Here is a 26,241-nt window from a genome sequence, read left to right as displayed (position 1 = left end):
GATGGCGTCCCTTGTCGTGGTGTAGCCGATCACGGTTAGGGAGTGCGCCGGGGGCGTGTGTCGACGTGGCTTCCGCTCCCTGCCCGTAGGGCGGGCCACCGTGCAACTCTCCGTAATGAACGGCCAGTTCAACGCGGGAGGTGCAGGGTGGCCCTGTCTCAGCATGACCTACTCCGGTTGTTGGAGTCACTACGTTCGGCGGACGGGCTCGAACTCGTCCGCGGTGTGGCCGAGCGGATGCTCCAGGAACTGATCGAGGCCGAGGCCACAGCCCGGATCGGCGCGGAGTGGAACGAGCACACCGAGACGCGCACCGCGCTTCGCAACGGCCACCGCGACAAGACGATCAGCACCCAGGCCGGCGACCTGGACCTGGCGATCCCCAAGCTGCGGTCGGGGAGCTTCTTCCCCGCGCTGCTGGAGCGACGCCGCCGCATCGACCAGGCTCTGTATGCGGTCATCATGGAGGCCTACGTCCACGGCGTGTCCACGCGGTCGGTCGACGACCTGGTCAAGGCCCTCGGCGCGGACACCGGGATATCCAAGAGCGAGGTCTCACGGATCTGCCAGGACCTGGACGGCCAACTGACCGCGTTCCGTACCCGTCCCCTGGACCACCTCCGGTTCCCGTACGTGTACCTGGACGCGACCTACTGCAAGGCCAGGGTCGAGCACCAGATCGTCTCCCGGGCCGTGGTCATCGCCACCGGGATCACCGAGGACGGCGGCCGGGAGGTGCTGGGCGTGATGGTCGGCGACAGCGAGACCGAAGTGTTCTGGACCGAGTTCCTGCGCCACCTGCGCGAACGCGGTCTGACCGGGGTCCGGCTCGTGATCGGCGACCACCACTTGGGGCTGGTCAAGGCCATCCGCAAGGTCATGCTCGGGGCCGCCTACCAGCGCTGTCGTGTTCACTTCCTGCGCAACGTGTTCAGCGTGATCAACAAGGATGCGGCGGAGATGGTCGCCGCGACGATCCGCACGATCTTCGCTCAGCCCACCGCCGACGCGGTCCGCACCCAGCTCGACAGCGTCGCCGACATGCTCGGCAAGCAGTTCCCGAAGGTCAAGGAGATGCTGCTGAAAGCGAAGGACGACCTGACCGCCTTCGCCGCCTTCCCGGAGCGACATTGGAAGAAGATCCAGTCCACCAACCCGCTGGAGCGGATCAACCGCGAGGTCAAGCGCCGCACCGACGTCGTCCAGGTCTTCCCCAACGATGACGCGCTCCTACGGCTGGTCACCGCCGTGCTCTTCGAACTGCACGACGAGTGGATCGCCTTCCCCCGCCGCTACCTCCCCGAGGGAAGCATGGACCAGCTCTACCCCGCCGAGCGCCCCGAAAGCGCCCCCGCGCTACCCAACACCACCAACACGACCGCCGGATGATCGGCTACACCACGGGAAGGGACACGACCAAAGCCGTCGTAGCCCTACGGGCGGAGGGTTGGCTACGTCTGGAAGTCGGACAGGGCAACTACGTGACCGACACGCCCCCAGAGAGCCCCTGAGCGCCCCTGTAAGGCTCTGTCGGCTACTGCCCAACCCTCTGAAGCCCTACGCACTCGAAAGACCGGGCTACCCCGCTCGGGAAGTCGGCCCGTGAAGGTAGGGGGGTGCCTCCAAGGTGTACGAGACTGCGCCAGGGAGACGGGTAGGCAACTTCACTAGGGACTCCTACGCAACCTGCCTGATGGGGTGTTGAGGGGTAGTCAGAGCACGTTTCCGCAGGTTAGAGTCTTGGCTAGTCACGTTGCCTTCTAAGCGCTTGGCCGCAGGTTCGAGTCCTGCCGGGGGCGCCTATTTTTGCAGGTCAGAGCCGCTTTTTAGCCCTTCACGAGATCAGTCGTGGAGGGTTTTTTCGACACCAGGGAGGGAGTTTCATGCCGATTTGCACCCCCGAGTCGGGCTCTCCGTCCCACATACGTCCCCCGGTTCGGGAGTAGTTCCACGGCCAATCACCGTCTGCGAGCGAGTAATGCCTGGTCAGAGCGATTTTGACGGCCCATTGGGAAAACATCGAGCAGGCGCCAAAGCGGCACCTGCTCTGTTCTTGTTCGCTGGCGCGGGGCCGGTACGGAGAGTGCGAAACCCAGGCGTTCGACGAGGCTTGGTGATCACCAGCTGGGAGGAAGCCGATGGACTGAGCGGCCGCGCGTCGATCACCGAGGCGGAGGACCTTCTCCCGCGCGCCCCTCAGGATGAAGACGCCTGGCAGCGCGGACACTTGGAAGCTTCATCACCATGGAGACCTACACGCAGAACCGCGTTGTCCCGCAGCTCAACGCGTCGCCGCAGAAGAGCTTCACCCATCGCCTTCTTCCGTTTCCGTCTCGGGTTCCGTGGTCAAGCCGGCAGCGTCCATCAGGTCCGGGTCCAGGTCGTCCCCTGTCACGCTCCGCCGCCGCTCGTCAGAGGGCTCCGCCGTATCCCCTCCTGGAGTCACATCACTCTCCACGAGCATCGGAAGGACGTACGCCTGGGCCAGTCCCGCCAGGTGAAGCGGGAGCGGCAGGGACAGCGCCGCGGCATAGTCCGGCGCCTGGCGCAGTTGGTGTACGGCGAGGGCCAGAGCCTCGGCCTCATCCGGCTTGCCCAGTGCGGGGACGGCCGGGTCGCCGTCCGCGTGACAGCCGAGAACCGAGATCTCGACCAAGGTCGGGTTCCAGGCGCTGGTGCCAGCCTGTGAGGTGAGGTTGCCCGCAGCGTTCACCCGGGTGGCGAGGCGGTCGAGAGCGGGCGATACCGCATGGGTACCGGGGCGTTCCGTGGTGCTGTAGAAGATCCGGTCACGTGAGGGGGCCCCGCCCGGCGGCAGGGTGGTCTGGGCCCAGAAGCCGGCCGGCTGTCCGTGCGGCTTACCGGGTTCCGCTAGACCCCACCACTGCGCGGTCTCCCGTCCGCCACACCCGCGGACGCGCACAAGGCGGAGTTCGTCGTCGAGCCGGCCCGCGGGAGCGTGGCCCGTCTGGATCAGATCCCGCTCGATCCGGCCGTCCTGCAGCCACGGCCAGTGCAGCCTGCTGTTCTGCGCGTGGGTGATCAGCGCGGTGGGCTGACCGCGCAGCGAGTGCAGTACGCGCTGGAGGAATGCCGACGTCTCCTTGCGCTGCTGGGCGAGGTTGGTACGCCACTGCTTGCCGGTCACACGGGAGCTCGCGGGGTACGGGTCGCCGTCCTGTGCGTCGGGCTCGGCGCATGCGTCGGGGTCGATCTCGGCCTGCTTGACCAGGCCGAGGAGGAAGCGCGGATACGGCACCCACTTCCCCGCGGCGTCGTCCCATCCGCGTACGGCCGCGAGGCCGACCGCGTCCGGCAGAGGGGTGGTCAGGACGGCCACAGGCAGGTGCTTGGGCAGCCGGGTCGGGCCGTCCTTGCGGCGCTTCACCATCCAGACGGCGGCGTACTGAAGTCCGTCGGGCAGGTCGTCGCCGAGTGTGTGCTGCGGCAGTACGCGGACGCCGAGCTGACGCAGTCCGTCGAGCCAGGAGCTGTGGGTGCGGTGCTCGATGCTGTCGGCATTGTCGATCTGCCGGTCGGTGGACGGCGTCACGACGAACTGGGTCAGTATTCCTGCGTCGGCGCACCCCAGGCGGACGGCGAATTTGGGGTCGGTCGTCGACGGACGGAAGGTGCTGCGGTGGGCGATCTCCACCAGGGCGAGTTCAGGGCGGTCGGGGTCGGCGCCGTCTGCGCTCAACCATGAGCGCAGGGCGCGCCGGCGCTCGCCGATGGCCGTCGCGATGGCCGCTCCCTTTGCGCCGACGGCCGGGTCGGGCACCAACCGGTCTCCGAGTCCGTCGGCCAGCGGCAGGCACCGCAGTCGTAGGGTGAGTGCCTCCGTCCGCCATTCGAGGACGACCGGGGCTCCGGGCCTGGCTTCGTCGAAGTCCCGGTCCGTGATCGCGGCGGCGGAAGCGCCGCCGTCACCGTCCAGCCCCAGGGCGTGTGCGAACTGGGCCACTGCTTCCTTCCGCACCTCCGGTGACTGCCACAGCAACCGGACCTCCACCAGCGGCGGGCCATTGCGGTGCGAGTGCCCGCCAACGATCCGCGCCTGCGCCGCGAGGTTCGCCCTGCGCGCCTGGGTTTCGCGCAGCAGCTCGGTCTTCTTGGCCTCGTCGGTCCTCGGTTTGGGTCGCCGGTTGTCCGGTGCGCCGATGCCCTTGCCGCGCCCCCGCCTCAGATCGGGTACTCGTACCACCGTCTCCGGAAGGGCCTGTTCGGCCCACTCGGTCAGCTGGGCTCGCTGGTTGGGCATGAAGCCGGTACCGATCTCGTGCTTCCCCATCCTGGTGCTGTGCACAACGGCGGCGCGGACGCCGCGGCCCTCGCCGATCCAGGAACCCGGTTCGGCGAGGAGTTGTTCGGGGTCGGGAAAATTCCCGGCGAGGCTGAGCCCGCGCAGGATGCCGGCGGTGTCGTTCTCCGACCAGGCGAAGGTGTCGGCCGCCCGGTCCCGGCGCAGCCGGGCGAGTGCGTAGCGCTCGGTGGCCGGTGCTCCGGGCAGCCATGGGATGGTGGGCCGCAAGTAGACCGTGGTGGCCTCCCGGTAGGACAGGTTGAGGCGTTTGGTGGCGGCCCGCGGCTGCGTCGCCCATCGTCGTACGCCCCAGTGCAGATGGAGGCGCGGCCTGGCGTCGAACGGCGTGGTGTGCAGGGAGATGTTGAGTACGACGGAGAACCACCACTCCTTGCGCTTGACGGTTCGGCACAGCGGCTGCGACATGAGTTCGGCGCCCTGGTCGCGGGGCCCGCGAGGCACGGCGCGAAAGCGCAGCTCGCCGCCTTCGAAGGGGTAGGGGTCGAGGGACAGGATGCGGCGGGCCAACGCGTCGGTGGCGAGCTGGAACTGCCGGGGGTCGGGGGCTGCGGTACCGCCGTCGGTGACGGGGGCGGTGAGCAGTTCGACGCCGGTGACCGGCTGCCACTCGGGCAGGTTCTGCTTGAGGCCGGTGCTGGTCGCGAGCAGCAGCGAACGGAACCCGGGATCCTGCCCCGCGCCCTTGGGGCCGAGTGTGCGCAGCCAGGCGTCCAGGAGCTGCCGCATGGAGAGCTCCGGGAGCGGATCGGTAGCCGAGGCAGGAACGTACATCCAGAAGTCTTCGTCGATCCGATGGCTCTGTTCCGGCCCCGGCTCGACGGGGATACGAGGGCGGGGGCGCACGATCACGTCGGGGGCGAGGGTCTGGAGTACGCCGTCGAGCCGGCGAGTGGGCAGGGTCAGCTGCCGTTTCTCCTCGTCGCGCCCGTGGTTGTGCAGTGTGAGAAGTTCCGCGTGCCAGTGTTCGGGAAAGGCGAGTGCGCGGAAGTCCTCGGTCCAGGGCTCGCCGCCCTCGGCCAGGTGGTACGCGGATCGGCGGATGTTCTGGTACATGTCCGTTCTCCCTGCGATGTCGTACGTGGTCGGTCGCGTGCCGCGTCTTCGACGGCCTTGGAAGTGGCGGGTCTCGGTGTGTCAGCCGGAGCCGCGCGGCTCGGGCACAGAATCCAGACCGCACAGCGCCTCGTACAACGGCCGATAGAGCAGCTTGACGAGTTCGGTGTCGGCCGGGTCGGGATCGGTGCCGCCGGTGGTGTTCTCAGTGCCGGTGTCGGTGAAGTACGGGGCGAGGACGTCCCGAAGGCGTACCAGGAGTCCCGGGTCGCTGGTGCGGGACCGCCCGCTCCTGTCAGCGACGGGTGCCTGTGCCGCCGCCAGCCGTGGTGCGAAGGCGGCGTCGACGAACACGACGCGGGCGGGCACACCACCGCGGACTAGGCGGCCGATGACCTGCCAGATGGTGACGAGCTGGTCCCAGACAAAGGACTCCTTCTCGTCGTCGGGAAGCGCGGAGTAGATGTAGGGGCGGGACAGTACGTGCCGCCAGACACGGCGGGCGACGGTCCGGAAGGTGCCGCCCGCCGCGTCGAGACCGTCTGCCTCTGTCACCAGCTCACCGAACGTTCCCTCCGGGCTGGTCAGTTGACCGCGTACGAATCGGCTCGCCCAGTCGTTGATGGCGAACACCGCCAGGGACAGGTCATCGGGGCGAGGGTGGGGGCGGACCAGGAAGAACACCGTCCCGAACGCCGCCACTCTCTCCTCGCCGGGACGCTGGGGGGTGGTGAGAATGTTGTGCCCTCGCTCGACGGCGAGCAGGGGGGCGACGAGCAGTTCGGCGTCCGGGTCCTCGGCGAAGGAGGCGAGGTCTCCACGCCGTACCGCCCCCGTGCTCCGTGTCCGGCTCCCCGCCGGTGCCGCGCCGTCGACCGCCGCTTCCAGTTCCGCGTCGTCGGCGGCCAGGACACGTACCCGCCCGCGCCAGCGCGGGATCTCGTCCAGGGCCGCGGCGGCCACTCCTGCCTCCGCGTAGCTGCCGACCAGGAGGAGGGCGCGCCTGCGGCGCTGGTCGGGGATCTGGGCGAGTTCGCTCTGCAGCGGGGAGGTGGTTCCGTCCCTGCGGGGACGGGCCAGTCGGTCGATCATCAGACGCAGGACGTCCTCGCGTTTGTCCAGGTCCTGTCCGGAGAGACGGATCGGCTGTCCGGCCGCATCGTGGACGAACTCGGTGCGGAACACGGTGTCCCGGATGGACCGCAGCGCCCTGCTCTGCGGTTTGAGGACCGCCCGGACGGGGGCGAGGACATGGGCGCGGGTGGACGTGCCGGCCCAGCTGGTGCCCGACATCAGCAGAACGTGCGGGCCGGCCTCCTCCCGGGCGGGATCGGCGCCGAGCTGGGGAAGGCCGAGAAGCAGTTCTCGGCCCACGCCCGCACAGCGGAAGAAGCGCAGGGTTCCGGTGCGACGGCCGTCCCTGTCGCGGGCGGCGGCCCGTTCGTCGATCAGGTACTGAAAACCGAGGACGTTGCCCATGGGCGCCTCGGGCAGGAGCGGCGCATAGTCGAGAGGGGGTCGGCGGGTCAGTTCGTGGCTCGCCGCATCGAGCCGCAGCGCTGCCTCCACCTGAGGCCACAGGAACGTCACCCGGTCTAGGCGCTGGTGCAACGCGGCGAGCACGAGGGTGAACTCCAGTCGCCGCGCGTTCAGTTCACGCCACTCCTCGGTGAGAGGCACCTCCTCGCGCGCCGGCTCCTTGCCCTGGCGGGCGGCGGACGGCGGGCGCTGCTGAGGACCCGGTGCTCCGACGAGGAAGGAGTCGAGGAGCGCGCGGACCCGGCTGCGTGTCCGTTTCTCGTCGAGGGTGTGCAGGACGTCGTGGGCGAGGGCGGTGAGCTCGTCTGCGGGCGTCAGATAGGGGCCCCGCCCACCGAGCGGATCGTCTCGGAAGGTGTCGAAGAACGCGGTGATCTCGCTACGGCGGTGCGCCCAGGGCACTTGCGGCTCGGGGACCCCGCGCCCTCCCGGCTGATCCTCGCCGCCGCTGTCGTCCTCGTCTTCGTACAGCGCGTTCTCGTCCTCAACGTCACCTGCCTCCGTGCCGTCGGGGCGCCGGACGGACCGGCCGGGCGTCAGCGGATACCAGGCGTTGAGCAGCTTCTCCTGGAGGGTCCATGCACTGAAGTAGTCGATCTGCGCCCAGTTCCGCAGCCCTTCGTCGTCGATGAGCATGGCGTACAGCCGGTCCGCCGCGGAGCCGACGATGTCCAGGGCGGCGGACCACCGTTCCACGTCCTGGTCTGAGAGCTGGAGCCGTCCCTGCCGGGCGAGTTCGGCGATCTCATGGGTCTGCAACTGGTCGAGCCAGGATTCGGAGACACCGGTGGTGACGAGAGTGGCCGACGGCGCGAACATCTGGTCCAGCTGCATCTGGACGCGGTCGGCCTCGTCGACGACCAGAATGTCGCTGCGAAGGCAGGCCAGTTCCAGGTAGCGCAGACGTTCGGCGTTGAGCTGGCGCGGTACGGCCGTCTGCACAAGGCTGGCGGGGTTCGCCACCCAGATCAGCGCGTCCACGAGGTCACGCGCGGCGGAGTGGCGAGGGCAGGCACTCCACAGCGGACAGGCGTGCGGGGTGCCCCACTCCTCCTCTTCGTCACTGTCGTCCTCGGGAGGCTGCCTCCCGGCGGCGCCACGGGCGCGTTCGAGTTCGCGTACGGCGTGTTCGGCCGCCGACTCCTGGGGAGCGTCGCCGGAGTCGGTGGCTCGCCGTACGGGGTGCAGGCCGCCGCATGGTGCGTCGTTGTAGCGCAGCGGCTCCGATGTGTCGAGGGCGCGCAGCGCGTCCAGCGGGCAGGCGGTGCTGAGGTGTCTGAAGGCCGCGTCGGTGTGGGCGAGGAGTGAGTGCGCTCCGCGCGCGGCGAGCCTGCGGTGCAGCCGCTGGGTGTGCTGAGGCCGTGTGGTGCCGCCCTGGATCAAGGCGGCCTTCAGGCCGAGACCGCGGAAGAGTTCGGTCAGGCTGAGCTGCTCGGCCACGTCACCGACGACGAGTGTGATGCGCAGGTCGTTGTGGTGTGCCCAGACTGCGAGCAGGGTCATCAGGGTCGACTTGCCTGCGCCGACCATGCCGACGAGGTGGGTGAGCCGGTCGAGCGGCAGCGCGGACGCCGGCGCGAAGGCGGTCCCGTCCGGGGTGCGGGTGTCGAGGTCGAGGTCGTGGAGGCGCTGGGCCCAGTTGCCCGCCTTTCGGCCGAGCCGCCGCTCCTCCTCGTCCATCCAGCGCGCCACGTCGGCGAGTTCGTCGATCGGTACGTCCAGCGGGCCCGCGGTGGCGGGGCGTTCGGTGGTGAGGGGGTGGCCCGGGAGGGGGTCTCGTAGCAGGTCGGCCGGGATGGTGACGGAAGTGCGCCGGTGGCGACGGTCCATGAAGCGGTGCTCGCCCTCCCCCACCTGCTCCAGCGGCTTGACGGCGAAGCCGGGCAGGTGCGCGAGCGCTTCGTCGTACGTGGCGAAGCGGTCGGCGGCGACCACGAGGGGGAGCCGGTACGCCGGTTCCCCCTCCGCCGGGACACGGTACGCGCGCAGTCTCTCCGGCAGTCGCAGGTACGCGTCCAGGGACTGGTGCCACATCCGGGCGCGGCGCATCGGCCAGAGCAGGTGCCGGGCCGCGGTGAGCGCGACCTGTTCCGCCTCGCCGACGGACAGCTTCGCGGCGCGCGCGAAGGCCAGGCCGTAGCCGCCCAGGAGCGTCCACGCCCCGTCGGCGGCATGGCCGGGCGCCACGGTCTCCATCAGCCGCAGGGCGAGTTCGACTTGGCACAGCAGGGCGGGCCGGGTCCTGGCGTGTTCTTCGGGCCAGGGTCCCAACGCGGCCACGACCGGTTGGTACCAGCTGCTGCGGTCACGCATCGCCCACTCCGTCCTGCCCGGCGCCCTCGGCCGGTGTCGTGTTGTCCGCGGGACGGTTCCCGGTGGCTCGCCGGCCGGGGCCCGACGGTCCGCCCGCTCCGGTACGAAGCGGGCCGATGAAGGCGTCCGGCCCGCGGTCACCTGCCAGACGCAGCCGTGCGGCCCGCACCAGCTGCCTGTCCGTCAGCAGCCGCAGTCCGCCCGCCTGAGCGCCCCGCTCCCTGGCGTAACTGTCGAGGTAGTCGTGGCGTGCGCGGACCCTGAATTCCGGGACGACCCAACAAGCCTCGTCGTAGGGAGGTTCGGCGCGCACCGCGGTCGCGCTGCGGCCGAGGAAGGCGGGATGCGCCCAGTCCTTGACGTCCACGGCCCACACGTGGCCGTCGGGGAACGTGACGCGCACGTCGTACGAGTCGAAGTTGGGCCACATCTCGACAGTGAGCCCCAGCGCCCGCAGCTCGCCCTCCAGGGAGGTCTCCGCCTGTCCCGGCCCGGTGACGGACAATCGCAGCGGTTTGCGCAGTTGGCGGACCTCTCCCACCAGCGCCGCCACGAGTTCCCGGCCGTGCGGCGCGGGACCCCGGTGCCGGCACTGGTCCCGCTCGCACCACCACTCGGTGTCGGAGACCGGATGCAGCAGGGTCAGGCAGCGGCGGCAGCACAGATAGGAGCCGTCCCGCCGGAACCCGGCGGGGACGGGGGCGTAGATCTCCTCGACGAGGAACCGGACCGGGTCGAGGAAGAGGTCGCAGCTGACCTCGGCCCATTCCTCCTCGGTGAGGACCGGCCGGGTGACCAGGAGGCGACGGAAGGCCGTGTACGACTCGGGCGAGGACATGGCGCGGCAAGCCCGCAGGGCTTCGTGGATGACCATGCGGTCGTACTGGCGTCCGGTGCTGTCGCCGTATCCGCGGACGGCGAGTTCGTGGCAGAGCTGTGCGGGTTCCCCCGAGTCCTCGTCGATCAGCCGGTCCGCGGTGTCGAACAGGTCGGGGGGCAGCTGGTCGAGGGGCCAGTTACCGAGCGGCCGGGCACGGGCCCAGCGCATCATCTCGGGGACACCGGTCGGGGGCTTGGCCTCGTTGCGCAGGCACTGGAGGACCAGGGCGTCCAGGGCGCGCTGCGCGCTGGACGGGTAGGGCAGGGTGAAGGCGTCGAGGTCGTCGACGGCGGCCAGATGCAGGACGGCGGTGGCCACGTCCCGGAGCAGGACGACGTCCGGGTTGAACAGCCAGTCCGGTGTGAGCTGTTGGTCAGTCATGGACCGGAACACCTCCTCGCGACTGCGGTGGGACGCTCGCCTTCGGAGCGTCGGCCTGCGAAGGCACGTCGGCGCCGCGCGGCAGCGGATGGTCGGTGACGTAGGCGGTGCCGGGCCGACACCAGGTCCGCGCCTGGCAGCCGTGGCAGTGACGTCCGGTCCTCGGTTCGTACGTGGTGTCGTCCAGAAGCGGCTGGGCGAGGCCGGCAATAACGTCCCGGGCCTCGTCGACGATCTCGGCGCGGCCGGGGTCGACGCGCTCGAGCCTGCTCTCTCCGTGGCCCTCGCGCAGATGCTCCAGTTCGACCCAGGAGCGGCGCGGGTCGTCGCCCAGCGCCCCCGCGTGGAACAACAGGACGCCGAGGGCCAGTTGCGGGTACGTGCGCAGCAGCGGCTCCCGATCCCACAACGGGCGGGCGGACGTCTTCGTCTCGCGCCAGATCCACCGGCCGCGATGGGAGTACACCAGATCGGGTACGGCGAGGACGACGACGTCGAGCTCCGGCACGTAGGCCGTGACCCGATGCTGTACGAGTACGCGCTCGTCGGCGTCGAGTCCGTTGAGCGGGCACAGCAGCCGGTGCTCGGCCAGCATTCCGGCGGCCTCACGCGCGGACGCGTCGTCCAGACCGGTCTCAGACCGCAGCGCGGCCGGGTCGGGGGACGCGCTGTCCCGGCAGCCGCGCACCGGCCGTTCGCCGTGTCGCGCGTCCAGCCAGGAGTCGACGACCCTGCCGCGCCGCGCTCCCTCGTTCTCGGTGGACAGATCGTTGAGATGCAGGCGCCGTACCAGGTAGTACTGGGCGGGGCATTCGGCGTACAGCCTCAGGTCCCAGGCGGAAACAGAGCGGCGCTTGCGTGCGAAGGACGGGGGCCGCCCGCCCCACAGACCCGGGGTGCGCCTCAGGTCCGTACAGCCGGCGACGGCCTTGCAGTCGACGCAGCTCTCGCCGGGGCGGGTGCCGGTCGCGGTCGTGGCGGCGAGGAACGCGGGCACCGTGTCGCCCTCGAACCGCTTCCTCGCCTCGCCGGGACCCTCGCCGAACCGTGGTGCCACGCCCAGCAGCGGTTCCACCGAGCCGTCGGCGCATCCCACGTCGAAGACACGCACCAGGGCAGGTGAGCGGGTGGTGTCGGTGGCCTCGGCCGGAGGTTCGTCACGCGCCCTGCGTCGGGGCGTGGGTGCCCCGTACGCCATCACCTGCGCCACGGCACCGAGTTCGGCCTCGGGGCGGCTGCTCTTGGCCCGGCCCAGTGAGGGCAGCCACAGATCGCGCACCGTCCCGTCGGCGGAGGCGTACATGCGGCCCCACAGGGTGTGCTCGTACTGCCGGGCACCGCGCGGATCGGGGGCGTCCGTGCGGCGGGTGCGCCACGTCCACGAGAGTTTGACCGCCGCGGTCGGCGGCAGGCCCGACTCCTCGGCGGCGGCCTGCTCCCGGGCGCGGGCCGCGATGTACCGCTCCAGGGCGTGGGCGGTCCACGCGAGGTGGACGGGGTGGACCGGCACGCCCCGGCCACGGAACGGCCCGCGGGTGCCGCGCAGTTCTGTACGCACCCGCTCGGCGGACCAGCCCTGGTGCTCCACGAGGTCGAGCGCCGTGAAGAGCGGAACGAACCAGAACTCCTCGTACGGCGTGGACAGGAACGGCACGGCCGGTTCGGCCACGAGCTGGGGCCGCATCGCAATGCGGCGGTGCGTGGGACAGGCCGCGCCGGCGGGCCGGGCCATCCGGGGACTCGCCCTGATCAGCCAGTCGTCTCCGGTGACGCCCGGTGGATTCTGCATGGTGACCCCCGTGGAGGGCGGCATGGGCAGGAGGGCGTCCAGGACCGTCGGGCTTCGCACACCGCCGCACGAAGTCCCGGACACAAAACCAGCATGGCATACATCTGTGAACTGAGTCCATGAACATCTCGCAGGAGCGTCACTTCACGCTACTCTGGTGCGCTGAATGGTGCGGGAGGCGAAGGAGCTGCGCGGCGTGGACGCGGATTCGTACGCGGAGATGTACAAGCCCGGCACGGGCGATCTGATCGACGGACGCTACGAGTTGACGGAGTCGCTCGGCAAGGGCGGGATGGCCCACGTCTGGCGTGCCCGCGAGGTCTTCCCGGGCCACGAGGCTCCCGAGAATCACGAGGTTGCCGCGGGGCGCGAGGTCGCGGTGAAGTTCCTGCGCCACGACTCCGAGGCCCTGTACGCCCTGGACCCGGAGGAGCGGGCGGCCGAACTCGCTGTCAGAAACGCCCGGTTCCGGCGCGAGGCCACCCTGCTGGGCACGCTCGACCACCCGGGCATCACGGAGCTGTACGGCAGCGGATCGCACCGGGGTGTGCCGTACATCGCCATGCGCCTGGTGACCGGGGTGAGTCTGCGGACCTTCCTCGACGAGCACACGCCGCTGCCGCTCATGTCGGCGATCGCCGTCGCCGTACAGATGGCGGGCGCACTCGCCTGCGCACACACGTTGCCCGTCGTGCACCGGGACCTGAAGCCTCCCAACATCATGATCGACGACGAAGGGGCGGTCGTCCTCATCGACTTCGGTATCGCCAAGCCGCTGCGGGCCGACGCCACCCGGTACACCGCGCACGGTTCCACGCTGGGCACCCGCGGCTACCTGGCACCCGAACAGCTCCTGGAGCGCGAGCCGACCGCGCGTACGGACGTGTACTGCTTCGGCTGTGTCTTCTACGAACTGCTCACCGGACGCCCGCCGTTCCCGCTCGGCGCGGAATCCGGTCTGACCGAGAGACATCTCTACGAGGATCCCCTGCCGCCGAGTGTGTACGCCGCGGGCATCCCCGAGGCGATCGACGACCTGGTGATCCGCATGCTCGCCAAGCAGCCCGGACAGCGTCCGCCCGTCGACGAGGTCCTGGCGGTCCTCGCCCCGCTCGGCCCCCAGCCTGGCGACCCCGAACCCCGGCCGCGCACCCGCCCCGACCCCACGGCCCCGCTGCGCCGGCCCGGGGACCGGGCTCCGCGCCCCCACCGCGCTCCCGCCGCGCCGCCGGTCGCGTCCCCGGTGGCGGGCGAGGAGGAGTGGCTGGACGCCCGCGCGGTGGAACTCCTCTGCACACGGGCCGAGTCGGAGATCGCCGCCGGTGAACCGGGGGACGCGGTCGGCCGTCTGCGCGAACTGGCGGAGCGGGTGCGCGCGGAGTGGGGAGCGCGCCGCCCGCTGGTGCGCCGCGTATGGCGGGGAGCGGCGGACGGGCTCCGGCTGGCCGGGGACTTCGGCTCCGCGGCCCGTCTCTACCAGGGCATCGACAGCACTCTCCTGCACGGCGAAGGTCCGGCCGAGCGGGCGGAGCGCGCGGTCGTGCGGCTGCGGCTGGCCGAATGCCGCCTCGCCTTCGGTGAGCTGGACGCCGCCGTCGCCGCCGTCGATGCCACGGGACGTACGGCCGCGGGCCTGCCGGGCGAACTCGCCGTGCAGGTCGAGTCCGTACGGCGCGAGGTCGATGTCCAGCTCTCTGCCCGGCTCGCGGATGCGGACGACCAGGGCGGCCGGAGCACCTGATCGCACGGCGGGGTGGTAGCGCGTCCGGTCACGCGGCCGGACGCGCTACACCCCGCCCGCCAGCCGCCCGGCCGCCAGTTCGTCGCCGAGGTCGTGGACGAGGTCGGCCCCGAGGTCGGCGGTGCGCCGCGCCAGCTGCTCGAAGGCGGCGAGCTCGCGGAACGCCTCACCGTAGCGCCGCTGTTCGCGGAGCGGCACCTGGCGGACCTGGAGGCGCCGGACGTCGATGCGGGAGGAGCTCGTCGCGTGCGTCCCGGCCTGCCGGACGTTGGCCGGAGCGCGCAGCGAACCGGCGAGGAACCAGGCGTCGAGCTGCTCGGGCTGCACCGTCACGGCGTGCAGTTGGGGCCCCAGGGCGGTCGGCGGCCCTTCGTGGACCCAGGCGGAGAACGCCCGCGCCACCCCCACCACCACGATGTCCCCAGGTTCGGCGATCACGGCCTCGCGCACCGCGGGGTCGTCGACGGCGAGGTGCCCTCTGGGTTCGCCGCCCGACAGCAGGTCGGGAACCGTCAGGAGCGGAATGTCCTCGGCGGACGCCTCCCCGGTGCGGACCGCCGCCTCCGATGGCTGCTGGCCGCCGCGCAGGGTGAGCGCCCCCGCCCGCGCCAGTTCGGCGACAGTGGTCGCCGCCGGCGAGTCCTGTGCGGCAGAAGTCAGCTCGAGCGACGCGAGCAGCCGGGCCGACTTTGACACCCTGGCAGTCAGGTCCTTGAACTCCCGCCAGGATGCGGCCAGCCGGGGCGCGGTGTCCGCCGGGGACGGGGTGATGTGGCGTCCCGGAGTGAGGTCGACCTCGTCGTCGAGGAGCTCGATGACGGGTACAGGCCGTACGAAGGGAGAGACCTCGGCCGGATCCGTCCGTCCGACGGCCTCGCGCACGAAGTCGCCGATCGCCGTCCAGTCGGGGGCCCACTCACGGCCCGGGTCGCGGGGAAAGCGGGACACGCCGTCGGCCACCAGCAGGTGGCCTCCCGTATGTAGCTCCTCACCTGGTACGGGCGCCCGCAGCACCCACAGGTGCAGGGAGACACTGTGCGGCGCGGCGCATCCCGGCGGCAGCGCGACGACGGCCTTCAACTGGCCGGTGCGCAGCAGCGACCCGCGGATGCGCCGACCCGCTTTACGCGCCGCCACGGCGGGGGGCAGCAGCAGCACGGCCGCGCCGCCGGGCCGCAGCCCTGCCAGACAGTGCTGGACCCAGGCGAGTTCGGGTTCGGTACGCGGCGGCAGCCCGTGACTCCAGCGGGCGTCCGTAGCCAACTCCTCGTATCCCCAGTCCCGTTCGTTGAACGGCGGGTTGCACAGGACGATGTCGGCGGGGACGCCGGCGAACGGGTCGTCGCGCAGAGAGTCCCCTTCGCGTACGTCGATGCGCGCGGGCTCTGTCCCCGACAGCTCCCCGGCGAGGCACAGACGGGCTTCGGCGAGTGCCGCGAGTACGGGATCACGGTCGCCGCCCAGCAGGGTCGGCGCCTCACCGCCTGCCGTCTTGACCGCCTCGGTCGCGGCCATCAGGAGATGGCCGGTGCCGCAGGCGGGGTCCATCACCGTGACGTTGCCGCCGACGGCCGCGACGCGGGTGGCGAGCTCCGCCATGAGCTCGGCCAGGGGCTCGGGTGTCGTGGCGATCTGGCGCACATGGACGTCCAGCCAGCGGCGCAGCAGGAAGGCGAAAATCTCGGAGCGTCCTTCGCGCCACCCGAGGTCCACGGCCCGCTCGATCAGCGCCGCCACCTCTTCGGGGAACGCGGGCTCAGCTGCCGGGTGCCGACGGGCAAGCCTCCTGCCCACCTCCGCGACCGCCGCCCCCGTCTCGTCGCGTCCGCCGAGCGCCTCGAAGCGGGGCCAGAGCCATTCCCGCTCGGCGGACTTCTTGAGCTTCTTGTTGTCGCGCAGCCAGTTCTCGATGTCGGTGAGGGAGAACTGGGGATTGACATCCGTGCCGGCGATCCGGGCGGGGAACGACGGATGACGCCGCCGCCAGTTGCTGACGGCGGCCCGCCCGACGCCCGCGAGACGAGCGATTTCCGCCAGAGACACAGGTACGGCACCGGGCGTGGACATCTGGACTCCCTGGACGTTTCTCAATGACTGCGGACACTCCCCCACCTACGGGCGCGTGTTCAAGCCACTTTCCCCCTCCCGCGCGTCCGGCAGACTACTACGACAAGACGCGAGCATTGACATTGTTCACAGGCCGACCGCGGGCGTCGCCCTTCCCGCTATCTCACCCCGTCGAGGAAGATGCTCGGCCGCCCGCTGTACGACATGTACAGCGCCTCTCTCGCCCGGGTGCTCGCCACGAACAGCAGGCACCGTTCCGCCGCGAGGTCCGTCGCGTTCTGCAGGGGATCGACGTCGGCCGGCGTCACCGCCGGCGGGAACGGGAACGCCGAGGCGGTCACCCCGGCCACGGCCACACAGCGGAACTCAAGGCCCTTCAGACTGTGCAGACTCGACACCCGTACCCCGGCCGCGTCGTCTGACTCCCCGTCCTTGACCCGCACCACGGGCAGCCCGGCCCGAGCGAGCCGGTCGCCGATCCGCGCGGTCTGCGTGTGGAACCGGGCGCAGACCGCGATCTCGGACGGCGCGACCCCGGCCGCCACCCACGCGCCCACCGTGCGCACGACGGCATCGGCCTCGGCCGCTTCCGTCCCATGCCCTTCGCACACGGGCCGCTCCCCGTGCAGCAGGGACCGGTAGCCGGAGAGCGAATCCGGCGCGTCACCGGTCAGATCCGCCACGGGCTCCCCGTCGAGCAGCGCCCGCGACCAGCGCAGGATCTCCTCCGTGGAGCGGTAGTTGAGACGCAGCCGCGCACCACGCCCCGCGACGGACACACCGAGGGAACGCAGCGAGACCCGTGAGTCGTAGATCCGCTGGTGCGGGTCGCCGGTGAGGAACAGGTCATCGGGCCCCTCCGGCACCAGGGCCCGCAGCAGCCGCCACTGGGCGGGGTGCAGGTCCTGCGCCTCGTCCACCACCACATGGTCGTACGAGGGGCCCTCCCCCGGCCTGTCCTTCAGCAGCCGGGCGGCCCGGGCGCACAACTGCAGCCAGGTGCAGGCACGGTCGCGGGCGAGTTCCTCCTCGAACTGCGCCATCGCCTGCCAGAGCCGCGGACGCTGCCCGGCCGCCAGTTTGCTGCCGCGCCCACGCCGGAGGCACTTCTCGTACTCCTCGCGGGTGCGCAGATCCTGGGCGAGCAGCACATGCCGGTATTCCTGGGCCAGGAAGGCGTCGGTCCACGGCAGTTCGAGCCTGCGGGCCAGACGCTGCCAGCGCCGCCGCTCGTCCTTGTCGCCGTGGACGCTCCCCGGGTTCCCGTGCAGCTCCCGCACGATGCGGTGCGCGGTGGCGTCGACCGTGGTGATGGTGACCCGGTCGAGGAGCGCCTGGTCGTGGTCGAGGAGCAGGGCGAGCCCGGAGCGCAGCGATCGGGCGAGCGCGCCGGTGTACGTGGTGAGCAGGACGCGGGTGTCGGGTGAGCGCCCGAGCAGATGCCTGACGCGGTGCAGGGCGACGACGGTCTTACCGGTGCCGGGACCGCCGGTGACCTGGGCGGGGCCCGCGTACGCGGGCCGGTAGGCCACCCGCCGCTGAGTCGGGTGCAGGAAGATCCGCCACGCGTCGAAGGGCTTGGCGAGAATGTCGGCGAGTTCCTCGGGCCCGGTGACGAGAGCGATCCGGCTGCGGGTACGACTGACGGCGGCGGCCAGCTCGCCCTGCTTCCCCTCGGTCTCCTCGACGACGACCGTCTGCCGTGCCGCGACGAGGTCACGGTAGATGTCGTCGGGGTCGAACCCTTCCGCGAGCAGCCACAGCGCCTCGAACTGGTCCTCGGGCATCAGCGACCCGAACGCCTCCAACTGCGCCTTGCTGGTGATGACGCGGGCGGCACGCAGTGTGACGTCGTCGACGCCGAGGTGCCGCAGCACGGTGTCCGACCAGCCGGCGAACAAGAGCTTCGGCGCGGCCTCGGCTTCCTCGGCGAAGAGCGGGGTGATCTGCTCCATCGCGGTGAGGTCACGCACTTCGAGACAGCGGGTGACCTCGTTGACGGTGTACAGCCGCCGCTTGGCCCAGGAGTACGCCTTGTCGTGCGAGACCACATGGACGAAGACGAACACGTCGCTGCCGTCGTCGGGCGCGAGCAGGACGATGCGCTGTCCGTCGTCGACCCGGATCGTGCGCATGCGCGGATCGCGGGAGCCGACCACGGACTCCAGGTGCAGGCCCTTGTCCGCGTGCAACTGGTGGACCGTCAGCTGCTGGAACTTCGCCATCGCCTTGTGGACGCGGGCGCGGGACGGCTTGTCGAGCCGGTCGACGCCCTCCCAGAAGGTGTTGGTGATCGCGATCTGCGGCACTCTCGCCCCTTCCCTCAAGCCAACAAATGACCGTTGACTGAGTTTACAGCCGCCCGACATGCAGGCAACAGCGCACTTCCGTGCAACTGGGGATTGACAGCCAACCTCGGAGTCGGGTAATTTTTTTTCTCCTTGTTAAGTCGAGAGAAAAAATCATCCGAAGAAAGGGGGAGCGGTGCCAGAGCACAACATCACCGTTGACGCCGAAGTCTTCGCGCGCCTGCAGCGCGAGGCCAAGCCGCTGATCGACACACCCAACAGCGTGCTGCGGCGTCTGCTCGCCCTGGACGAGGCGACGGTCCAGCCAGGCGCGCTCGCCAAGTTGCTCGCCGCAGGACTGCTGCAGCCGGGGCAGGGGCTGACCTGGCGCCGCCGCAACCTCGGGCAGGAGCACCGCGCGCGCGTCACCGCCGAGGGAAGCCTTCGCCTGGAGGACGGCCGGATCTGCGCATCGCCGTCCGGGGCGTGCGAGGCGGTGACCGGCGCCAAGGCCAACGGCTGGGACGCCTGGCACACGGACGACGGCACTTCCCTGAGCGCTCTTCGCAGCCGAGCCTGACTACTTCGACGGGGGGGGATCAACCACATGGACTTCCCCCAGCGCATGCTGGCGCAGCTCACCCTGCGCCAGCAGCTCACCGACATGCCGGGCGAGAGCTTCGAGCAGCTGATCCACCACCTGCTGAGCCTGCGGCACCCCGACTTCGTACCCGTACGCACCCACGGAAATCTCGGCGACCTGGGCGCCGACGGGCTCCTTCTGTGGGACCGGGTGCTCTGGGCGTGTTACTCGCCGCAGACTGACGACATCGGCCGGGTCAAGCGCAAGTTCGCCTCCGACCTGGAGAAGGCCCTCGCCAAACGGCCGGACGCCTTCGACACCTTCCGCTTCGCGGTCAACGATCTCAAGGGCGTGCACCCGGAGTTGAGCGTGATGATGTCCGAGGCACAGGAGAAGCTGCGCCCGCGCCGGGTGGAGCCCTACGGCTGGCACCGACTGTGGAACGACGTCATGCGACTCGACCTGATCGCCACAGAGGACCTGCTGGGTCGTGAACTGCCGGTCCAGGACAGGACGTACGGCATCGGACTCACCGATCTCGAGGCGCTGCTCGCCCGGCTCGGCGAAGAGCGGCACACATCGGAACCGCTCGCTGCCCTCCCCGAGGTCAACAAGTACAAGATCGAGTGGAACGGCCTGACCGGCGACGTCCGTGGCGCACTGATACAGGGGATCGGGCACAGCCACCTCGTCGACGGGTACTACGCCGGGCTCGGCGCACCCGACGAAGCGGACCGGGTCGCCCAGGGCTTCCGGGTGTACTACGACCAGGTCCGGACCGACACCGACGACCAGGACAAGCTGTGGGCCGCGCTGCAGGAGTACATCCTCGGAAACGCCGCGCCAAGCCTGAACTCGATGTACTGCGCCTGGATCGTCATCGCCCACTTCTTCCAGCGGTGCGACGTCTTCGACGTGCCGCCCGACGGCTGGGTTCCGGGCACGGAAGACCGGAGCGCGGCGTGATCACTCCGACGAAGGGCATCTCCCCGGACCGCTCTCTGCTGGCCGTCGGCGCGCAGATCCTGCGGGTCCTCGACATGCCTCTGACCGTCACCCAGACCTGGTCGAGGTTCCGCGCCGAACGTGCCCGGCTCGGCCACCACTCTCTGGTCTCCTTCCAGTGGTTCGTCCTCGGGCTCGATGCGCTGTACGCGCTCGGTGTGATCGAATTCCGCGACGATCTGCTGACGAGAAGGCGAGCCGATTCGCCGATCAGGAGGAGGGACGATGCTGCGTCGTCTGAGCGCTGACGATCCCCGGTTCCGTACCGTCGAGTTCCGGCGTGGCCTCAACCTTCTGGTCGCCGAGACCCGCCCCGGGGCAAGTAAAACGGACAGCCGCAACGGCACCGGCAAGTCCAGCCTTGTGGAGCTGCTGCACTTCGCCCTGGGTGCCCAGGCCGGCAAGGGCAGTCTGCCCACCCGCAACCGGCTTCGGCACACCCTCTTCACGCTGACCTTGGACTGGCCCGGGCGCGAGGAGCCGGTACGGGTAAGCAGGCGCGGTGCCCAGCAGGGCATCGTCCTGACTGATGCTCCCGGTGGCACGGAGGGTGAGGCCGGAGGGCTCTTCGAGATGAGCCTCGCCCGTGAGATGCCGGTGCCGGAGTGGAGAACACGTATAGAGGCAGACCTCTTCCGGCTGCCCGCCGACCACCCGGGCATCTCAGGGCGTGCCCTGCTGTCTCTCCTCGTACGCCGCGTCGGATCGCACGCCTTCAACGACCCGGTGCGGACCTACCCGCAGCAGCCCACCGCCGAGGCCGCGGCCAACCTTGCATATCTCCTCGGTCTGGACTGGCGGCTCGCCGCCGGCTACCGCGACATCGCCGCACGGGAGGCGACCCGAAGGCAGCTGCGGTCGGCGATGAACGATCCGTCCTGGCACCAGGTCGTCGGTACGACGGCGGACCTGCGCGGCCGAATCATCGTCGCCGAGGGTGACGTGAAGCGGCTCAGCGAGCAGATCGCCGCCTTCCGCGTGCTGCCGGCGTATGAGGAACTCCAACTGCGGGCCGACGAGTTGGACAAAAGAGTCCGCTCGCTGCCAGAGCAGGATGTCATCGACCGCCGCAACCTGGCAGAACTGCGGCGCGCGGTGGACGAGGCGAACGACCCTGACACGGCATACGTGGACGCCGTGTACCGGGAGCTTGGCGTCGTCCTCCCCGACCGGGTACACCGATCCTTCGAGGACGTACGCGGCTTCCACGCCTCGATCGTCCGCAACCGCCGCCGCTACCTCGCCGACGAGATCGAGGAGACGCAGGCCAGACTCACGGCGCGCGAACACGAGCGCGCCCGTCTCGGCGAGGAGCTCACCGAGACCCTGAGCGCACTGCGCGACGGAGGCGCCCTCGACGGCCTTACGGCACTCCAGCAGTTGCTCGCCCAGAAGCAGGCGGCGCTGGAAGCGCTGCGCAAGCAGCATGAGACGGCGCAGTTCATGGAGGCCAGCCAGCGGGAGATCACGGCACAGCGCGTCGAGCTCCAGGAGGAACTGGAGCTCGACCTCGAGGAACGCGGTGAGCAGACCCGGGAGGCCACCTGGCTCTTCGCCCGCTTCGCCCGCCGCCTCTACGGGCAGGACCGACAGGCTTACCTCACCATCAAGGCCGGCACCAGCAGCCTGGAGATCTCCGCCCATGTCGACAGTCAGGGCAGCGTCGGCATCAACAAGATGGTGATCTTCTGTCTCGACCTCACGGCCGCGGTGATCGCCCACCGCCACGACCGCGGACCCGACTTCCTGGTCCATGACAGCCATCTCTTCGACGGGGTGGACGACCGCCAGGTGACCGAGGCACTGACGCTGGCGTCCGAGGTCGCCGAGGAGGAAGGCCTCCAGTACATCGTGACGTTCAACTCGGACAAGCTGGAACGAGCCCGCCTGGGCGGCTTCGACCCCTCCCCCTATCTCATCGAGCCACGCCTGACCGACGCCTACGACGAAGGCGGACTGTTCGGATTCCGCTTCTGACCCGACCGTCGCACCTCACCGGCGACACACGGCCTACACCGTTTTGCCGCCGGGGTGGTGCGGGCGCACGCCCCAGTCGTCGGTCAGGGCCTCGACGAGCAGCAGGCTACGCCCCGACTCACCGCCGCCGGGGCGTTGTGGGGTCGGCCACCGCTCGCCGCAGGCGTCAGAGACATCGATCCGCAGTTCGCCCACGTCGAGGCGGGCCAGAGGTCCCGTGCATTGATATCCTTATTGCGAATCTAGATATCAGGCTCTTCGGAGGTGGTCCACATGGCCCGTACCGTGATCGACGTCGATGACGACGCACTCGCCGAAGCCGCCCGCTACCTGGGCACCACCACCAAGAAGGACACGGTCAACGCCGCCCTCCACGAGATCAACGACCGGCGGCGACGCGCTGCCGCCATCGAGCGCATGCGGCACATGGTCAGCGAGGGCAAGGTCGACCTCGACCTGATCGACGAGGACGACGCCGACTCCGGCGACCACTCGGCGGGAGTCGACGCCGCGTGAGGGAAGGGTTCCTGGCGGACACCTCCGCCCTCATCCGCTTCTACCGCGGCCAGACCTCCCCCGGCTGGGACGACACCGTCACCGCCGGCCTGGTCGGCCTGTGCGAGCCGATCCGCCAGGAATACCTGCGCGCGGTCGGTGGCCGCGCCGACTACTACGAGGCCGACGCCGTACTGCACGAGACCTTCCCCCACTACGAAGTACCCGAAGACGCCTGGCAAAAGACCGCTCAGCTACAGCGGGACCTCGCCGACCGCAGTTGGCACCAGTCCGCCAGCCCCGTCGACCTGGTCGTCGCGATCACCGCCGCACACCACAAACTGACCGTTCTGCACGCGGACAAGGACTTCGACGCCATCGCCGGTATCACGGGCCAGCGCGTCCGTCGTATCGACTGACAGAGCGGGGCCGGGGGCGGCGCGTGCGTAGAGGTCGCCGCCACCACCGTCCGCGTACGGGGCGCCAGGTTGACGGCGATCCGCAGGGTCTCGGGAGGCGGGCTCTACGGATGGGTGATCGTCGTGAGTGCGGCGATCAGGACGACCGCCCAGGCCGCCACGAGGGCCGCCGTGAAGGCGACCGGCCCAAGGCGCTTCCCGCACCCCTGGTGCGACATCACGAGCCGCCGCCCCTCAGTGGGAGTGCCGGCCGACCACGCACCGGGGTGAACGGCAGGACGGCCCCGGCGACCAACTCGATTCTCTGCCAAGGGAGTTCACCGCGCGGCTCCCTCGGCGTGGCAGGCACACGGGCACCGGCGCATCAGCAGCAGTCCCCGGCTGTACGGCAGGGGGATGTCCCGGGTCTGACGGCACCCGCCGTGAAAGGTCCCGAACTCGGGACGCTGCGCCAACGCGCACTCGGCCGACATGAACTCCGTACCTGCACGCTCTCCGCCGTCGCTGGCCTTACGGGTCATCGCACCCCACCCCCGACCGGGGTTGGGGGTGGCGACCAGGCCGACATAATCGTTTGCGTTTTCGCAGGTCACGGCGTTCCGGTCCGGCGCCGCCGGCTTCCGGTGCCCGCCCGTGGCGGGGAAGAGCCGGACCAGGATCCAGAGGACCAGGGCCAAGCCCAGGGCCAGCCCGAGTCTGTGCGGCGCCACCGCTCTACGCTCGGCCATGTTCATCGACTCCACTTCGGTCGGCGAGCCGGACGGAGTGCGAGCGACAGCGGACGAGTCCGCACAGCGGACGGCCCGAGACGGTGTACGCCACACGGTCGGCGTCGAAGGCGGCGGAAGGCGCGAACCGGGCGCTCAGCACGCCGCCTCCTCGCGAGTGACCGAGAGATGCGCCCAGATCGTCTTGCCTGCCTCCCTCGGACGCACGCCCCACTTGTCGGACAGCGCCTCGACGATGGCCAGCCCGCGCCCGTCGCAGTCGTCGGCGGGGTCCGCATCCCGTCTCTCGGGCATCCGCCACTGGAACGAGTCGGACACCTCGACGATCAGCACACCGTCCAGGCGGCGCAGCCCCACCTCGAAGAACTCGCCGATCCCTCTGGCGTGCACGACGGCGTTCGCCGCCAGCTCGCCCACGATCGACTCGGCGTCGTCGGCCAGTTCGCCGAGGAGCCACGAGGTCAATATCGCCCGGACATGGTCGCGGGCGACCGGCACCGCGTCCTTGCGTAAGCGGAACCTCTTGCTGTGCGTGCGTCCGGACACGGGTCCTCCTGGGTCGGTGGACATGCGGAACCAAGGTCACTCACCGTCCAATTCAGGCAACACCAAGTGACGCAATCCACGGTAGACCGCCACTGGATAGATTCGCAATCAATCTCAATACGCAAAGTTGCGACTAACCTTGAGTCGCCAATGAGCTAGCGTGTGGCAACTGATCCCGTGCAGACTGACTACACGCAGTAGAGGAGGGGGACATGCCCGCAGGTGGACGGTCTACCGTGCGCAGCAGACGGCTTGGCGCCGCCCTGAGGCGGTACCGCGAGGCCGCGAAGCTCGACCAGCAGCATGCGGCCGAGCACATCGCCGGGTCGAAGACCAAGATCAGCAGGATCGAGGCCGGTCAGGTCTCCGCTCGTCCGGGTGACGTTCGGCTCATGCTTGAGCTGTACGGCGTCGAGGACCGCGACATCTACATGAGGCTGGAACAGCTCGCGCGGGACTCCAACAAGCGGGGCTGGTGGCTCAACTACCCCTGGGCATCACGGGACGAGGGATACACCGACTTCATCACCCTGGAGGCGGATTCCACGTACATCCGCACATGGCAGCCGTTGTTCGTCCCCGGTCTCCTGCAGACCGACAACTACCTCAGGACTCTGCTGAGTTCGAGCCTGACCGTGCACACCCCGGAAGCCGTTGACGAAATGGTGACCATTCGGCAGGCGCGTCGGCAGACGATCGAGGAGAACGGCGCACGGTTCGCGGCGGTCATCTGGCAACCTGCGCTCACCGCTCCCATGCCGTCCACGAAGATCCATCGCGAACAGTTGCTGCACATCCTCGGCGTCGGGCAGCGGCAGAACGTAAGCATCCAGGTGCTGCCGCTCTCCGAGTGGCGGGCCGCACATCTGACGTCCCACTTCGTGATGTTCAGCTTCGGCCCCGAACCCTCGCCCGAGGCTGTCGCGTATGACACCACAACAAGCACGGTGATTCTCGAAGATCTGAAGGACATGGCTCATCACGCGCAGATCTTCGAAGCCCTAAGATCGGCCGCACTGACTCCGGATCAAAGTCTGGACTTCATCAGCAACGCAATAAAGGAACTCCCGGACGACGAGAGGGAATCAGCATGAAGAATCGGGACATCGTCACCGAGTTCAAGAAGGCAAGCGCCTCCCAGGGGGGCACACAGGACTGCGTAGAGGTCGCGCACACCGCCGACGGGGGCCGCGCGATACGCGACAGCAAGAACCCCGGCGCCATGCAGTTCTGCACGCCGACCGGGTGGGCCGCTTTCCTTGACGGCGTGAAGGCCGGCGAGTTCGGCGACTGATCCGGCCGTCCTGGCTCGCGTGGTGCCGCAGCGCCGCCAGCCACCGCTCCCGCTCGCTCGCGTTGCGGGCCTTCAGGTTCCTGACGGCCTTCGACTCGTCGCCCTCAAGGACCTTGAACGCCTCGTCGGGCAGACCGCCCGCGAGCAGCTTCGGTGTCGTGCCGAGCAGTCCGTTGCCGTGCTTGATGTGCGCGTCAAGGAACGTGAGCGGGCGGCCCGGCTTCATGGCCTCGATCCACAGGGAGACCTTGGCGAGTTCCACGGCCATCGGGTTGAGGTCGACGCCGTACACGCAGCGGGAGATGACCTCGCGCAGGGCGTCGCGGACGGCCTCGGCGGTCGGCTCCGGATCGTCGGTCTCGATCTCCGCGAGCCGGCGGGCGATGCGGCGGGCCGCCGCGACCAGGAAGTGGCCGCTGCCGCAGGCCGGGTCGCACACGGTCAGGGCGAGCAGCGCCGCCTTGCGCTCCTCCTTCGTCGTGCCCGAGCGGACGGCCCGTTCGATGACGGGGTCGAGGGCCGAGTCCAGGAGGCAGTCGATGAGCGGCGAGGGCGTGTAGTAGGAGCCGGAGGTCTTGCGGTCGTTGCCGTCCAGCTTCGTCAGGACGTAGGAGCCGTCGTCGTCCTGGCGGGGTTCCAGTTCGAGGAGCGACTCGTAGACCGAGCCGAGTTCGTCCGCGCCCAGGTGCCGGTAGTCGACCTTGCGGGGGCGGCCGAGCTTGGTGTCGAAGATGACGGCAAGGGCGCGGACCGCCTCGTACAGGGACTCGTTGGTGAGGGCGAGACCGTCCAGCCTCCCGTCCACAGCGGTGGGTTCGA

At 69.9% G+C, this 26,241-nt stretch carries 18 protein-coding genes and 1 pseudogene; 10 read left to right on the top strand and 9 right to left on the bottom strand.

From position 1 onward, the window contains the following. Positions 1–147 precede the first annotated feature (147 nt). Positions 148–1,389 (top strand): IS256 family transposase, encoded by a 1,242-nt coding sequence (locus tag GFH49_RS35405; protein ID WP_155055961.1) that lies wholly within the window; start codon positions 148–150, stop codon positions 1,387–1,389. Positions 1,390–2,305: 916 nt separating this feature from the next. Here the strand turns inward: GFH49_RS35405 and GFH49_RS35400 are convergent. The 4 genes from GFH49_RS35400 to GFH49_RS35385 all read right to left on the bottom strand — a co-directional run bounded on the left by GFH49_RS35400 (position 2,306) and on the right by GFH49_RS35385 (position 12,363). Next, on the bottom strand, positions 2,306–5,377 hold the full coding sequence (locus GFH49_RS35400) for a pPIWI_RE module domain-containing protein (protein ID WP_155060152.1): 3,072 nt from the start codon (positions 5,375–5,377) through the stop codon (positions 2,306–2,308). 81 nt (positions 5,378–5,458) lie between these two features. Then, the gene (locus GFH49_RS35395; protein WP_155060151.1) at positions 5,459–9,229 is read right to left on the bottom strand and encodes a pPIWI_RE_Z domain-containing protein; all 3,771 of its coding nucleotides are present in this window, start codon (positions 9,227–9,229) and stop codon (positions 5,459–5,461) included. Continuing rightward, positions 9,222–10,490: a pPIWI_RE_Y domain-containing protein gene (locus GFH49_RS35390; RefSeq protein ID WP_196218236.1), complete on the bottom strand. Its 1,269-nt coding sequence runs from the start codon at positions 10,488–10,490 to the stop codon at positions 9,222–9,224. Before GFH49_RS35390 ends, GFH49_RS35395 begins: the two co-directional genes overlap by 8 nt. Then, positions 10,483–12,363, bottom strand: a complete 1,881-nt coding sequence (locus tag GFH49_RS35385) for a PD-(D/E)XK nuclease family protein (RefSeq protein WP_230396681.1) — start codon at positions 12,361–12,363, stop codon at positions 10,483–10,485. Before GFH49_RS35385 ends, GFH49_RS35390 begins: the two co-directional genes overlap by 8 nt. Positions 12,364–12,445: 82 nt before the next feature. On the opposite strand from GFH49_RS35385, the gene GFH49_RS35380 reads away from it, so the two are divergent. After that, on the top strand, positions 12,446–14,020 hold the full coding sequence (locus GFH49_RS35380; protein ID WP_230396680.1) for a serine/threonine-protein kinase: 1,575 nt from the start codon (positions 12,446–12,448) through the stop codon (positions 14,018–14,020). 45 nt (positions 14,021–14,065) lie between these two features. Here GFH49_RS35380 and GFH49_RS35375 read toward each other — a convergent pair whose 3' ends face one another. Continuing rightward, positions 14,066–16,087 carry an N-6 DNA methylase gene (locus tag GFH49_RS35375; protein ID WP_155060150.1) on the bottom strand — a complete coding sequence of 674 codons (2,022 nt, stop codon included), beginning with the start codon at positions 16,085–16,087 and terminating at the stop codon, positions 14,066–14,068. Positions 16,088–16,245: 158 nt separating this feature from the next. After that, positions 16,246–18,396, bottom strand: a complete 2,151-nt coding sequence (locus GFH49_RS35370; RefSeq protein ID WP_155060149.1) for a UvrD-helicase domain-containing protein — start codon at positions 18,394–18,396, stop codon at positions 16,246–16,248. Positions 18,397–18,571: 175 nt separating this feature from the next. Here GFH49_RS35370 and GFH49_RS35365 point away from each other — a divergent pair, with 175 nt between their 5' ends. The 6 genes from GFH49_RS35365 to GFH49_RS35340 all read left to right on the top strand — a co-directional run bounded on the left by GFH49_RS35365 (position 18,572) and on the right by GFH49_RS35340 (position 22,854). Next, complete coding sequence (locus GFH49_RS35365; protein WP_155060148.1) at positions 18,572–18,955, top strand: DUF4357 domain-containing protein; 384 nt, start codon at positions 18,572–18,574, stop codon at positions 18,953–18,955. Positions 18,956–18,982: 27 nt separating this feature from the next. Continuing rightward, entirely contained in the window at positions 18,983–19,924 is a 942-nt protein-coding gene (locus tag GFH49_RS35360; RefSeq protein ID WP_155060147.1) for an ABC-three component system protein, read from the top strand. Then, positions 19,921–20,211, top strand: coding sequence for an ABC-three component system middle component 6 (locus GFH49_RS35355; RefSeq protein ID WP_155060146.1), 291 nt, complete (start codon positions 19,921–19,923; stop codon positions 20,209–20,211). Before GFH49_RS35360 ends, GFH49_RS35355 begins: the two co-directional genes overlap by 4 nt. After that, a complete protein-coding gene (locus GFH49_RS35350) occupies positions 20,189–21,940 on the top strand; it encodes an ABC-three component system protein (protein ID WP_155060145.1) in 1,752 nt (583 codons plus the stop codon). Before GFH49_RS35355 ends, GFH49_RS35350 begins: the two co-directional genes overlap by 23 nt. Before the next feature lie 273 nt (positions 21,941–22,213). Continuing rightward, positions 22,214–22,456: a type II toxin-antitoxin system VapB family antitoxin gene (locus GFH49_RS35345; protein WP_155060144.1), complete on the top strand. Its 243-nt coding sequence runs from the start codon at positions 22,214–22,216 to the stop codon at positions 22,454–22,456. Next, a complete protein-coding gene (locus tag GFH49_RS35340) occupies positions 22,453–22,854 on the top strand; it encodes a PIN domain nuclease (RefSeq protein WP_155060143.1) in 402 nt (133 codons plus the stop codon). Before GFH49_RS35345 ends, GFH49_RS35340 begins: the two co-directional genes overlap by 4 nt. Before the next feature lie 317 nt (positions 22,855–23,171). On the opposite strand, the gene GFH49_RS35335 is transcribed toward GFH49_RS35340, so the two are convergent. After that, entirely contained in the window at positions 23,172–23,582 is a 411-nt protein-coding gene (locus GFH49_RS35335; RefSeq protein ID WP_155060142.1) for a hypothetical protein, read from the bottom strand. 135 nt (positions 23,583–23,717) lie between these two features. Continuing rightward, positions 23,718–24,128: an ATP-binding protein gene (locus GFH49_RS35330; RefSeq protein WP_230396679.1), complete on the bottom strand. Its 411-nt coding sequence runs from the start codon at positions 24,126–24,128 to the stop codon at positions 23,718–23,720. Between the two features lie 236 nt (positions 24,129–24,364). Between GFH49_RS35330 and GFH49_RS35325 the strand changes: the two genes are divergently transcribed. Next, complete coding sequence (locus GFH49_RS35325) at positions 24,365–25,222, top strand: helix-turn-helix domain-containing protein (RefSeq protein WP_230396678.1); 858 nt, start codon at positions 24,365–24,367, stop codon at positions 25,220–25,222. Beyond that, positions 25,219–25,422, top strand: a complete 204-nt coding sequence (locus tag GFH49_RS35320; protein ID WP_155060139.1) for a DUF397 domain-containing protein — start codon at positions 25,219–25,221, stop codon at positions 25,420–25,422. Before GFH49_RS35325 ends, GFH49_RS35320 begins: the two co-directional genes overlap by 4 nt. A 286-nt stretch (positions 25,423–25,708) precedes the next feature. On the opposite strand, the pseudogene GFH49_RS40825 reads toward GFH49_RS35320, so the two are convergent. Continuing rightward, positions 25,709–26,227 (bottom strand): annotated as a pseudogene (locus GFH49_RS40825) (N-6 DNA methylase); the annotation flags it as partial. Positions 26,228–26,241: the final 14 nt, after the last annotated feature.

The sequence above is a fragment of the Streptomyces blattellae genome (genome assembly GCF_009709555.1).
In the GTDB taxonomy this organism is placed as follows: Bacteria; Actinomycetota; Actinomycetes; order Streptomycetales; family Streptomycetaceae; genus Streptomyces; species Streptomyces blattellae.
Note: the sequence above shows the minus strand (reverse complement) of the source record. Positions and strands in the feature narration are given on the sequence as shown.